The organism is Flavobacterium aquidurense, assembly GCF_002217195.1.
GTDB classification, from domain to species: domain Bacteria; phylum Bacteroidota; class Bacteroidia; order Flavobacteriales; family Flavobacteriaceae; genus Flavobacterium; species Flavobacterium frigidimaris.
Genome location: NZ_MUGR01000014.1, coordinates 110,399 through 123,234, shown reverse-complemented (window position 1 = coordinate 123,234; position 12,836 = coordinate 110,399). Strand labels below are relative to the sequence as shown.

12 protein-coding genes are annotated in these 12,836 nt (G+C 35.7%); 6 read left to right on the top strand and 6 right to left on the bottom strand.

The genetic code is table 11. From position 1 onward, the window contains the following. Positions 1–10 precede the first annotated feature (10 nt). The 4 genes from B0A67_RS07695 to B0A67_RS07680 form a co-directional block, all read right to left on the bottom strand. Positions 11–712, bottom strand: a complete 702-nt coding sequence (locus B0A67_RS07695; RefSeq protein WP_072957316.1) for a CoA transferase subunit A — start codon at positions 710–712, stop codon at positions 11–13. A gap of 257 nt (positions 713–969) precedes the next feature. Then, positions 970–3,270 (bottom strand): penicillin-binding protein 1A, encoded by a 2,301-nt coding sequence (locus tag B0A67_RS07690; protein WP_072957320.1) that lies wholly within the window; start codon positions 3,268–3,270, stop codon positions 970–972. A gap of 10 nt (positions 3,271–3,280) precedes the next feature. Further along, positions 3,281–3,760 (bottom strand): gliding motility lipoprotein GldH, encoded by a 480-nt coding sequence (locus B0A67_RS07685; RefSeq protein ID WP_072957323.1) that lies wholly within the window; start codon positions 3,758–3,760, stop codon positions 3,281–3,283. Then, the gene (locus B0A67_RS07680) at positions 3,744–5,117 is read right to left on the bottom strand and encodes a PSP1 domain-containing protein (protein ID WP_072957327.1); all 1,374 of its coding nucleotides are present in this window, start codon (positions 5,115–5,117) and stop codon (positions 3,744–3,746) included. Before B0A67_RS07680 ends, B0A67_RS07685 begins: the two co-directional genes overlap by 17 nt. Before the next feature lie 373 nt (positions 5,118–5,490). Between B0A67_RS07680 and B0A67_RS07675 the strand changes: the two genes are divergently transcribed. From B0A67_RS07675 to B0A67_RS07650, 6 genes are all read left to right on the top strand, one after another. Next, complete coding sequence (locus B0A67_RS07675) at positions 5,491–6,672, top strand: ankyrin repeat domain-containing protein (protein ID WP_072957330.1); 1,182 nt, start codon at positions 5,491–5,493, stop codon at positions 6,670–6,672. A gap of 30 nt (positions 6,673–6,702) precedes the next feature. Beyond that, positions 6,703–8,049, top strand: coding sequence for an ankyrin repeat domain-containing protein (locus B0A67_RS07670; RefSeq protein ID WP_072957333.1), 1,347 nt, complete (start codon positions 6,703–6,705; stop codon positions 8,047–8,049). Between the two features lie 58 nt (positions 8,050–8,107). Continuing rightward, positions 8,108–8,650 carry a hypothetical protein gene (locus B0A67_RS07665; protein WP_123887364.1) on the top strand — a complete coding sequence of 181 codons (543 nt, stop codon included), beginning with the start codon at positions 8,108–8,110 and terminating at the stop codon, positions 8,648–8,650. Positions 8,651–8,736: 86 nt separating this feature from the next. Further along, positions 8,737–9,441 carry a hypothetical protein gene (locus B0A67_RS07660; protein WP_072957340.1) on the top strand — a complete coding sequence of 235 codons (705 nt, stop codon included), beginning with the start codon at positions 8,737–8,739 and terminating at the stop codon, positions 9,439–9,441. Between the two features lie 37 nt (positions 9,442–9,478). After that, positions 9,479–10,231, top strand: a complete 753-nt coding sequence (locus B0A67_RS07655; RefSeq protein ID WP_242670941.1) for a hypothetical protein — start codon at positions 9,479–9,481, stop codon at positions 10,229–10,231. Between the two features lie 28 nt (positions 10,232–10,259). Continuing rightward, on the top strand, positions 10,260–11,309 hold the full coding sequence (locus tag B0A67_RS07650; RefSeq protein WP_072957343.1) for an XAC2610-related protein: 1,050 nt from the start codon (positions 10,260–10,262) through the stop codon (positions 11,307–11,309). A 22-nt stretch (positions 11,310–11,331) separates the two neighbouring features. Here B0A67_RS07650 and B0A67_RS07645 read toward each other — a convergent pair whose 3' ends face one another. Both B0A67_RS07645 and B0A67_RS07640 read right to left on the bottom strand, forming a co-directional pair. Further along, entirely contained in the window at positions 11,332–11,562 is a 231-nt protein-coding gene (locus B0A67_RS07645) for a ferredoxin (protein WP_072957345.1), read from the bottom strand. After that, the gene (locus tag B0A67_RS07640; RefSeq protein WP_072957348.1) at positions 11,562–12,803 is read right to left on the bottom strand and encodes a peptidase U32 family protein; all 1,242 of its coding nucleotides are present in this window, start codon (positions 12,801–12,803) and stop codon (positions 11,562–11,564) included. The genes B0A67_RS07645 and B0A67_RS07640 overlap by 1 nt, the downstream gene beginning before the upstream one ends. Positions 12,804–12,836: the final 33 nt, after the last annotated feature.

Sequence of the window (12,836 nt, the reverse complement as noted above, 5' to 3'; positions counted from 1 at the left end):
AATTATCTAATTACGCTCTTTGTCTTACTGTTCTCTGCTCGATTCTTTTCTCAAACTTCTCTCCCTGAAAGATGCGCTGAACCATAATTCCCGGAATATGGATCTGATTGGGGTCTAATGTTCCCACCGGAACCAATTCTTCTACTTCGGCTATGGTTATTTTTGCAGCTCCTGCCATACACGCATTAAAATTTCTGGCTGTACCTTTAAAAATCAGATTGCCAGCTTCATCACCTCTCCATGCTTTTACAATGGCAAAATCAGCTTTAAAAGCTTGTTCCATAATGTGCATTTTTCCGTTGAATTCACGAACTTCTTTTCCTTCAGCAACTTCAGTTCCGTAACCTGCCGGTGTAAAGAAAGCAGGAATTCCGGCTTGGGCAGCACGGCAGCGTTCGGCCAAAGTTCCTTGTGGAGTAAGTTCTACCTCTAATTCTCCTGAAAGCATCTGACGTTCGAACTCGGCATTTTCGCCAACATAAGACGAAATCATTTTTTTGATTTGTTTTTTCTGTAAAAGCAATCCTAAACCAAAATCATCTACTCCGGCATTGTTCGAAATACAGGTTAAATCTGAAATTGTTGTATTTACTAATGCTGCAATCGTATTTTCAGGAATTCCACATAAACCAAAACCACCAAACATAATGGTCATTCCGCTTTCGATTCCTTCTGTAGCATCCTGAACGTTATTTACTTTTTTTGTAATCATAACAAACTGTCTTTATAACTGTATATTTTTGATAAAAATACCATTTTTAGATCAAATTATAACGATTTCGTAAAAATAAAATCGATGATCTAACCGCAAAGTCCGCAAAGCTATTTTTATAAATAACTTGCGGACTTTGCGTAAACCTTAGTACTCTTTGCGGTAAGATGACTTATTTAAAAAAAAATATCCTTTTGCAGCTTCCAAAAATTCAGAAAGCACAAAAGGATATTTATATTTTTAGAAAAGAATTTATACTACAGTTCGAATTCGTCTGTATTTTGTTCTGTAGCTGTTGTATCCTTTACTTTTGGGGCGCTATAACAATCTACTTTTATCGAAAGATTTTTTGGTCGTTCAAACTCTGATTTCGAAATCTTAAGTCCGGGATCAGCATAACAAAGTTTCATAAAATAACCCCAAATAGGTAATGCTGCTGTCGCACCTTGTCCGTAGGTTAAACTTTTAAAACGTGCTGAACGATCTTCACAACCTACCCAGACTCCTGTTACAAGATTAGGTACCATACCCATGAACCAACCATCAGACTGGTTTTGGGTTGTTCCTGTTTTACCTGCAATCGGATTTCTGAACATGTATGGATATCCTGTCCAACGTTTGTCTCCGCTTCCACCACCCTGCGTACGTAAACGTGCACCAGAGCCGGTTTCAGTAACACCCTCTAACAATTTGATTACTGCAAAGGCGATATCTTTATTCAGAACATCATGAGATTCCGGAATTGGCTCATAAATAACTTCTCCGCTTTTATTCTCGATACGGCTTAAAAATTGTGGTTTCACATATACGCCCTGATTGGCAAATGTGCTGTAAGCAGCTACCATGTCTTCAACCGTGATATCAACCGCACCAAGAGCGATCGAAGGCTGTGCAGGAATTTCGGTTTTAACACCTAATTTATGCGTTAATTCAACCACTGCTTCAGGACCTGTTCTGTCAATTAATTTAGCCGAAACCGTATTAATAGAGTTTGCCAAACCTTGTTTTAGTGTTACCATGCCGCGGTATCTGTTGTCTGAGTTTCTAGGTTCCCAGTCTGCAGTCACGTGGTGACGCCCTTTGTGAATCATAAATGGTCCGTCAAGAATCGAGTCACAAGGAGACATATTCAATTGCTCAATTGCTGTTGCGTAAACAAACGGTTTAAAAGTAGAACCTACTTGTCTTGCTCCCTGCCCAACGTGATCGTATTGAAAGTATTTATAGTTGATTCCGCCAACCCACGCTTTAATATTTCCGGTCTGAGGCTCCATTGCCATTACACCGGATTGCAAAAAGTGTTTGAAATAACGAATAGAATCAAGCGGTGTCATTACAGTATCACGTTCCCCTTTCCAGGTGAATACGCGCATTTTTGTTTTTACTTTGAATGAAGCAATGATATCATCTTCGCTTTTATCCATATCTTTCATGATAGCCCAACGCGTAGAATTTTTCATCGCTTGCATCATCAATCGGTCCGTTTCTGCTTGAGAAATATTGACAAAAGGTGCATTTTTATTGGTTTTCTGTTCAATAAAAAATTGCTGTTGCAGATTTTTCATATGTTCAGAAACTGCTTCTTCAGCATGTGCCTGCATTCTTGAATCGATAGTAGTATAAATTTTCAGACCGTCTTTGTAAATGTCATAATCTGAACCATCTGGTTTTTTGTTTTCTGATACCCATTTCTTCATATAATCACGAAGATATTCTCTAAAATAAGTAGCTGTTCCTTCACGGTGACTTTCTAATTTGAATTTTAATGCAATTGGTAAAGCCTGCAATCTCAATTTTTCTGAAGTTGTAATCATCTTTGCTTTTTCCATTTGAGAAAGCACGACATTACGACGGTTTTTTACACCTTCGGGATTACGAACCGGATTATACAATCCTGAGTTTTTGAACATTCCGACTAAAATAGCCGATTCGTCCATCGTTAAATCTTTTGGATCTTTAGAGAAATACGTTTGTGCAGCAGAACTTACTCCAACAGAATAATTTCCAAAATCGTATACATTGCAATACATTGCAAGGATTTCGTTTTTAGTATATTGTCGTTCCAGACGAATGGCAATAATCCATTCTTTTATTTTTTGTACGATCCTGAATGGAAGAAACTTAGATCCTTCTCCGTGAAACAATTGTTTTGCCAGCTGTTGTGTCAGAGTACTTGCTCCACCATTCGTTCCTAAACTAAAAACGGCTCTCAAAGTTCCGCGTCCGTCAATACCTGAATGGTCATAAAAACGAGCATCTTCGGTAGCAACCAATGCTTCTACCAAACTCTTTGGCAAATCTGAATATTTAAGCTGAGATCTGTTTGTTTTGAAATACTTACCAATTACGACTCCATCAGACGAGATGATTTCTGTAGCCAGATTAGAATCCGGATTTTCTAAATCTTCAAATGAAGGCATCGATCCGAATAATCCCCATGATGCAAATAAAAAGAAAGCTAAAACACCCAATAAGGTATAAGCAAAAAATCTCCAGAATTTCTTTTTATAGTAGTTAATATCCTTATTACTAGGCTGATTGTTTTTCTTGGTGGCCATAACTATTTTTCTAATCTTTTTGTTCTATTCTAAAACCTACGTCTGTAATACCTTCTAAAGCCTGAACACCCGGAATTTTTCCTGATTCTCTCACGGCCTGTTTGATGTGTACTTTATATTTTCCTGTAAACTTTACATCTTCTTTATAATACAGTTTACTCTCTTTTATATCCGTAAAACCGTTTCCTAACAAGGTTCCGTCCGGTTTTGCCATCTCATATTCTAAAGTATCTACTTTGGTGAAACCACTTGGTGTTTCAATAGCCACAATTAAAAACAAATTTTTGAACGGATAATTGTTATTGTCCCTCAAATTTATAAATAAATTGTATTTTTTGGTTGAATCTAAAACCGGCAGGTCAAAAGTTACAATACTGTCTTTGTTCCAGGCACTTCCAACAGATTTATACTCATCAAACACTCTTTTTTTATCACAAGAAAAAAGAAGAATTCCCACCAAAAGAAGAATCGCGCTATTTTTTATTCTCATTTTTAGTAATAATTATAGGTTTTCTAGGTTCAGCCGGTTTATTATCATTAGAATTGTTCGGTTTATTCGGCTTGTTATTATTCGGTTTGTTTCCTTTATTCGGATTTCCTCCTGCAGGTTTATTTTGATTTGCACCTACTGGTTTGTTCTGATTTGAAACTGCCGGTTTGTTCTGATTTGGAGCGGCCTGAGGTTTGTTTGGAGTTGCTACAATCGCTGCTTCTGCATTTGGTTTGCGTTTGCGACTTGGCTTTTTCTTTCTTTTTGGCTGATCAAAACGAGTTAGACTCTCCTGACCCATTGCGTTATTAAAGTCTTTTTCAGGCTCTGAAACTACTTCTATAGCAAAATCTTCTAAAGATGATACTTTGTTTTTTTGTTTGTTTTCGGCAATAATTTCTTTTACCTGATCGATTTTTAAAACATGCCAGTTGGCAAAATTATTGGTGTAAGCAAACCACATCAATCCTTTAAAAATATCTTGTTTCTGGCAGATGGCATCTCCTTTTTCTGTCACTAATTTAGTGTCATAGTCCGGAAAATCTTTCAATGCATCCATGTAGGTATCAAGCTCATAATTCAGGCAACACTTTAGTTTCCCGCATTGTCCGGCTAATTTCTGCGGATTCAATGAAAGCTGTTGGTAGCGTGCTGCTGATGTATTGACACTTCTAAAATCTGTAAGCCATGTCGAACAGCAAAGTTCACGTCCGCAAGAACCAATTCCACCTAAACGCGCTGCTTCCTGACGGAAACCAACTTGTTTCATTTCGACTCTGGTGCTGAATTCTTTAGCAAAATCTTTAATCAAAAGTCTAAAATCGACTCTGTCATTTGCCGTATAGTAAAATGTAGCTTTTGATCCGTCTCCCTGAAATTCAATATCAGAAATTTTCATTTCGAGTTTATGCTGAATCGCTAATTCACGCGCACGAACTTTCATTGGTTCTTCGCGATCACGCGCTACAGACCAGATATCAATATCTTTTTGGGATGCTTTTCTGTAAATTTTTGGAATTTCATTGCTTTCGTGGTTTACACCTTTCTTTTTCATTTGAATTTTTACCAATTCGCCTGTCAAAGTTACAATTCCAATATCATGGCCTGGTGATGCAACAGTTGCTACAATATCACCAATACTTAAAGTTAATTTTTCTGAATTTCTAAAAAATTCCTTACGTCCGTTTTTAAAACGAACCTCAACACAATCAAAAATCGCCTCTCCATTAGATGGGCTCATGTTTGCGAGCCAGTCAAAAACCGTCAATTTATTGCAGCTATCGGTGCCGCAAGTCCCATTATTTTTACAACCCTTTGGTGCACCACCATCTGAGGTTGAACAACTTGTACATGCCATAATTTTATATGTAGTGCCGCAAATGCAGCTTAAGTTCATAAACGTTTGAATCCGTAAAGATAGTATTTTTTTTAGTTTGCTTTTTTATGCATTAAAACTAAAGACTTGTTAAATAAAAAAACGCCCTTTGTTTCACAAAAAACAAGCTTTTTATGAAACATTTTCAAGCTGAATTGCCATGAAATAACTTCAATATTACTTCAACAAAATACCCTATTCTATTAGTTTTATGACTTTCACTGTTCAATTTATTTTATTTTTTTAAACTACATTTATATGTTTTGCGTTTTAATCTTCGCAGCGATTTTTTTATCCGACAAATTCAAATAAGTAATAATTAAGTTTTATCTTTCATTTTCATAATTTTTTTCACATGTCTACACAAAACAAAATAGAAGAGTACATTTTTCAGGGCAATTTTGATGCTGCCAGAGAAGCACTTAAAAACGGAGAATCATTTTCTGAGCAATACCTTAAAAACAATTTTTCTCAAATAACAGCCAAAATTTTTAATGCAAAAGCGATTGATTTAATAGACGCGCTCATAAAAGCCGGATTTATTGAAACTGATATCTATGAACTGGACAATTTTGATAAATCTATTTTCAGTACTGTTGCCAGGGATTTAAAGGACGACGAAGAATCTGTTTCTTTTTTTAAAGCACTAATGTCAAAAATGGATAATATTAATGATGAAGTCAGCGACCAGACTTTATTAGGATATTGCATAGAGAAAGGAGCTGCTGTACTCATCATCAAAAGTCTGATTGAAGATTCCGGCTGTAACACCCAATTCAAAAACAATGCGGGAGAAAATTTAATTTACCGCGTTATCAATATTTATGGTTTAGATTCGGAAAAAGGGATAGCCTACATTAATTTATTACTGGAAAACGGTCTGGATATTAATGAAAAAAATATTGTTGGCACCACACCGTTACTTTGTGCGGTAAAAAAGGTCAAAAAAGAATACATTTCGATATTGCTCGAAAATGGTGCAGATGCAAATGAAACCGACAATCTTGAGAACAATGCTTTTTATTATGCTGTTGCCGAGCAATCTTCTTTTGAGATGTACGATCTGTTAGCAGCTGCTACAACAGCAAATTTCAACATTATCAACAAAGATGGCAGAACGTTATTAACGGAATACATCCGATCGATGTCAGATTCAGAAAGCAGCTTAAAGTTTTTAGAACGATTATTATCAGATGGTGCTGATCTCCATTTTTGTGCTCAATATTACGGAAAACCAAAATCAGCATTGGATTATATCGCAGAAAAAAAAGCGACTATTCTAAAATCTGTTTTGGATACTTCCTCTATTGACCTCAACGAACAGGATAACGAAGGCAACACATTATTGCATAAAGTTTGCGATTACAACGTAAATTATGACGCCGAAGCTGCAAAAGAAACATACAGAAAAGTAAAGTTATTACTAGAGAATGGCGCTAATAAGGACATCACCAATGATAAGGACGAAACGGCATTAATGATTGCTTCAGGAGACAACCTGAAAATAAAAACAGTCGAACTTTTGATGAAATCCTAACAACAAAATTTATATAAAAAATAGCACTATATGTCGATGTCATTTATAATTGCCTGTGAAAACGGCAACAGAAAAATAGCCGAATTACTTCTTCAAAATAAAGAAGTTGATGTAAAATATACTGATGAAAAAGGAAGAACAGCTTTGCATTATGCCGCCCACAGGGGATATCTCGATATTGTAAAACTATTATGTGAAGATGGTGCCGATATCAATTATGAAGATCATCAAGGAGAAACACCTTTGTTCTTCGCCTGCTTGCAAAAGCAAAAACAAACGGCGCTCTATCTTTTAGAGAATGGTGCAAAAATTGAAATCAACGACAAAAATGGCAACAGTCTTCTACATTTGACGGTTCAGACTGCACAAGTCGAAATAGCTTCAAAATTATTAGAAGCCGGAATTGACGTCGATCTTTTGAATAACAATGGCGAGACGCCTCTTTTGATTGCGTCCGGAAAACAAAATCGAGAAATCATACAGTTGCTTTTAGACAAAGGCGCCAATATTAACGCCACTGACAAACAAGGCAATACTCCCTTGATTTTTGCGTGTTATACCAAATCCTTACCAATGGTAACGTTGCTGCTGGACAATGGCGCGGATATTAATCACCTGAATCATGCTGGCGAAAATGCGTTGTTGATTGCCTGTTATGAGACGAACAGAATGCTGGCCAAATTATTAGTCGAAAAAGGCGCTGATGTATTTACATCAAATAATAGCGGTCATTCGCCAATTTGGTATGCCTGCAGCAACAATCAAAAAGAAATTGTGAGTTTGTTTTTAGACCATGGTGTCGATGTCAACTTTAGCAAACCAGTAGCCGAAGATACTTCATCGATGAACGATTACCTGGATTGGATCGTCAGTGCAACGAATATAGCAGTCGATTCTAGTTTTACGCTCAACAGCAGTTACAGTTATGGTGGCGAAAGCCTGTTGCATATTGCCACAAAAAAAGGCAATCTGAGTATGGTAAAATTACTAATTAATGCCGGAGCAAACATCAACATACAAGATGAATCAGGAAATACACCTTTGCATTACAGCGCGGCAAGCGGTAAAAAAGATGTCGTTAAATACCTACTTGAAAACAAAGCCGATGCCACAATAGTAAACGTGAAAGAACAAAAAGCTATTGATTACTCCAATGTAAAAGGATTCAATGAAATTACTGAGCTCATTCTAAAACATGCGCCATCCGGAACTGTTGTTACTCCAATCAAAACAGCTGCAACAGAAGAAAACAACACTACAGTAAATTCTATGGAAAGAAAGAAAAAAGCTTTATTAGATCTGAAAGAACTTTTGGATGCCGGTATTTTAACTTCCGAAGAATTTGAAGCAGAGAAAAGTAAAATCCTAAAAGGATAAAAAACTGAATTTTATATTTAAACGAATGAATAACAAAATTTTACAAATAAACTTTAAAATGAAAAAGAAATTAAACACAGTAATCGTATTAATAGCAATACTTACAGGAAGTATGTTTTTTACTTCGTGCAACAACTACACACCAGAAAAAACTTTTGAAATAGCAGTACTAAATTCCAACCTCTTATCTAGTTTTGGCAGCACGCAAATCAATCGCCAGTTAGAATCTGAACCACAGGTTTATGATGATGCTACTAAAAAAATGGTACCATCTTCTTACTACGACTACTTTCAGTTTCAAATAACCGAGTTAGAAAAACGACAAAAAACTATTGCCGAAATAAAAGAAGACGATGATAACAGGGAATTACTTGCTGCATCAAAAGATCTTTTTAGTTACGCAATAGCCAAACAAAAAGAAGGTTACTTACCCATTGCTAAAATGCAAGATGAAAAAATCCCGGCAGAACAGATACAAAAAGCAATTGCAGATTTTGATGCCACTACTGAAAAGGATATTAATACCAAATTTACTGCTTTAATGAATGTTGCAAAAGCATACATTGAAAAACATAATATTAATGCCAAAGTGGGTAATTAACACATAAAAAAAGAGAATTGTAATAAATGAACCGTTTTTATAAAATGTAAATTCCGCTTAAAAATTCTTAAATAGTTTACTCCATAATGAAACATCTTTTATTGCTTTTATTGGTTGTATTGACCTATTTTAGCTCACACGCACAAAATGATTCTATAAAAAATATTGGATTTAAGCTCCATTTTCCTGTTGATTCGTTAAGCATGACCGGAGTTGATTTTACTAAGGAAAAGCCAGAATGTGAATTTGAGTTAAAAGGAAAAATCCCCCTGAAATATTCTTTTCGTCTCCAAAATGATTCGATAGCATCTCTTTATCAGTTTAGAAACAACAAATTTCAGTTTCAGGAAAACATGGATTACCAGCCTTTTTTATGGCATTTAGACGATGACATTCTGTTTTCCAATTTCAAAATCGCTGACTTTGACAATGATGGCGACGAAGATGTTTTGTGCTGGGTGTTTTCTAATGTAAATGGAAATCAATGGACCATCATTTTTATTAACGACCAGGATCAGCAAAAACTCGTGAGGCTGTACAATACTGCTGACGATACTGATATTTGGAGCAGACCTGAATTTGACAAAGAAACGAACACTATAAATACGGAACTTTACGGCAGCGCTTTCGGAGTTTCTGAAGAAGGCAGTTATCATCTAAAACCCGATCTTACCATTACACCAATTAAAAAGCATTTTCAGGACCGCACCGGAAAACGAATGTACGATTATGAATATGTCGGGAGAAATGGAAAATGGAAATTAAAGTCTAAAACCAAAGTAAAGAATTAAATTTAAAAACCTTACTAAAATCATTATCTCCAATTATATGAATAAATATCTACTTTATTTAGGAACAGCTCTACTGCTATTAATAAACACAAGTTGTCATGATTCAAAAAGCAAAAAAGAGCCTGCGCAAATTCAGGAAACCCTAAATCAGGTAGAAGAAGTTTCAGAAGACAATGTTTCATCAACCGAAAGAAGCAAAAATCCTGCAGATTTCGTTCCAAAAGGTTATGTAATCTTCGATACCATTTATGGCGATTTAAATAAAGATAAAATTGAAGACTGCGTTCTGATTATAAAAGGCACTAACAAAAGTGAGATCATTAAAGACGAATACCGTGGTCAGTTAGACCGCAATCGCAGGGGGATACTTGTTCTGTTAAACAAAGGCGACGGTTACGAACTGGCTGTTAAAAATGACAACTGTTTTTCTTCTGAAAATGAAGATGGTGGAGTTTATTTTGCACCGGACCTAGGCGTTGAAATAATCAAAGGAAAACTTTTTATACATTATGCCCACGGAAGATACGGATATTGGAGATACATGTTTAGGCTTCAAAATTCAGATCTTGAACTCATCGGATACGATGCAAGCAGCAATCACGGACCTACAGTACTTACAGAAACAAGCATCAATTTCTTAACCAGAAGAAAAATAGTAAATGAAAACACAAACCCAAATATCGATGAACCTGAAATATTTGAAAAGAGAGAAATAAAAATCAATAAAACAAAACTATTTAAATTATCTGAAATAGAAGATTTTGATAAACTTGAAGTTTCAGAAGATTAAATATAATCGTTTATACAATATACCAAATATGAAACTAAAGATTTCTTTACTCCTTTTTCTTTGTGCAGTATTTTATAATGCAAATGCACAAAAAGCTTATATCATTAATGATTTTATGAAAGGTTATACTTTGTATTTTGCCCAACAAACAGTAAACTCAGAAATTAAAGAATATTACAAGCTTACAGATAACGAAAGTAAAAAAACAGTACTGGAATATGGTGCAAAAGAATTGTCTTCCTTACCAATCAGTAAAACAGCAAAAACAATAGCATTCAAAAGTATTTCTGATAAAAATATCCGTGTGTTGGGCGATGTTAACTTTGATGGCAGACCGGATATTATCATTTTTGACACAGAAATTTTGGACGAAGGCTGTTATTCACCTCAAGCAACAGCAAGTATTTTTATCAATACGTCGAATGGTTTTATCTCTAGTCCAGGCATAAGTAGTATGTATAATAATGCTAATTGCCTGCGCGGCGGCTCATTTGAGATTGATCCAAAATACAAACGCATCATAACATCAAGTTCCGGCGGGGCTGCTCTTCATGGCGTCGAGCACTACAGCGTTACCGGTACAGAGGTCAAAATGTTATCCAGTTTTGAAGAAGATGGATTTGCTCAAGGCCCTTTTTCAAAAATAACAGGCAAGAGATTAGAGAACAATAAATATGTTTCTTTTACCTCTTTATCGCTCTACGAAACTGGTTTAAAAGAAAATAAATTACTTGCTTTCGACACAAAAAATGGCAAAGGACGTGTGATCGTATTTAAAGCAGATAATATTTTGTATTACGCCTTTCAGCAAAACGACGAATATCAATTTGTTTCTTTTGCACATCCCTCCCATCCAGAAAAAGCAGATAAAGCGATATTCAAATTCAGAAAACAAAATACGGATAACGAATTGGAGTTTAACAGCGGTAATATTAAATATATAATATACGAAACACCAAATTCCATTGGCATTAAAATTAATGTAAACGGGAAAATATCCGACTGGCAGGGTGTGGGTAAAGAAGGAACTTTATCTTCTTTGACAAATGCTAAGTTTATAAATCTTGTTAGAGAATAGAGTTTGAAATAAAGCAAATAATCTAAGTCTCTTTAACTGTAATAATCTTTACGGGACAAGCCTTAGCTGCCAATTCAAAACTTTCGACAATGGCATGATTATTAGATTTTAAAGTATAAAAACCTTTCGCATCTTTGGAATGAATCAAAACTGATTTCCCATCTTTTTTAGACATCTGAAAATGCACCGGATCCATTTCGACGCAATAATTACAGCCAATGCATTTGTCTCTTTGTAAAGTTACAATAACCATTATGCTTCAACGATTTTGTATAATTTATCCGACATTCTGATTCTAAAAGGAAGTTTGAAAGTGCAATCGTCGCCTTTTGTAGCCTTTTCAGAAACCAAATCATTTACCATCATTTCGTCGATAATCATTTCCTGCGCTCCGGTACTTGGGCCAGTAACGAGAATTCGATCACCAATTTTAATGTCATAGGCTTCTATTTTAAATTGTCCCACTTCTGCTTTTGGGAAATAATGCGTTCCTTTCCCTACATAAACCTTTTTCTGCGTTGCTGCAGATCCCGGAATATCACTCCATTCTCCTAATTCCTGCCCCAGATAATATCCAGACCAGAAACCGCGATTGTAAACGGTGTTTAAAGCTTCCATCCAGACAGAAACCTTTTCTTTAGAGAATGTATTATCATAATAAGCATCAATAGCCTCACGATACGTTTTAATAACCGTTGCTACATATTCAGGTGCACGGCCACGACCTTCAATTTTTAAAACCTGAATTCCCGAATTGATTACCTGATCTAAAAAGTCAAGCGTACACAAATCCTTAGGCGACATCATGTATTCGTTATCCAATTCGATTTCAAAACCGGTTTCCTGATCGATCACCGTGTATTTTTTTCGGCAATTTTGTTTGCACGCTCCACGATTTGCCGATGAATTATGCGAATGCAGACTCAAATAACATTTACCGGAAACTGCCATACATAAAGCACCGTGACCGAAAATTTCTATTTCTACTAAATTCCCGTTTGGTCCTTTTATTTGTTCTTTCTCAATTTGATCTGTGATGCTTTTCACCTGTCGCAAACTCAATTCACGGCTTAAAACCATAGTATCTGCAAACAAACTGTAGAATTTAATGGTTTCAATGTTCGTTACGTTCAATTGAGTCGAAATATGAACTTCCATACCAATAGTTCTTGCCATTGCAATTACAGCCTGATCAGATGCAATAACGGCCGTAATATTGGCTTCTTTGGCCTTATTCAGTAACGTTTTTACGACAGATAAATCATGATCGTAAATAATCGTGTTCAGAGTCAGATAGCTTCGTACATTTTTGGCTTCACAACGATTGGCGATTTCCTGCAAATCATCCATAGTAAAATTCACCGTTGAACGCGCACGCATGTTAAGTTGTTCTACTCCAAAATAAACAGAATCTGCACCATTATCGAGCGCAGCCTGAAGTGAATCAAAACTCCCTGCGGGAGCCATAAGTTCGATTGTATTATTCGTTGTCATTTTTATTTGTATTGTATTCCAATGGTCAAACCA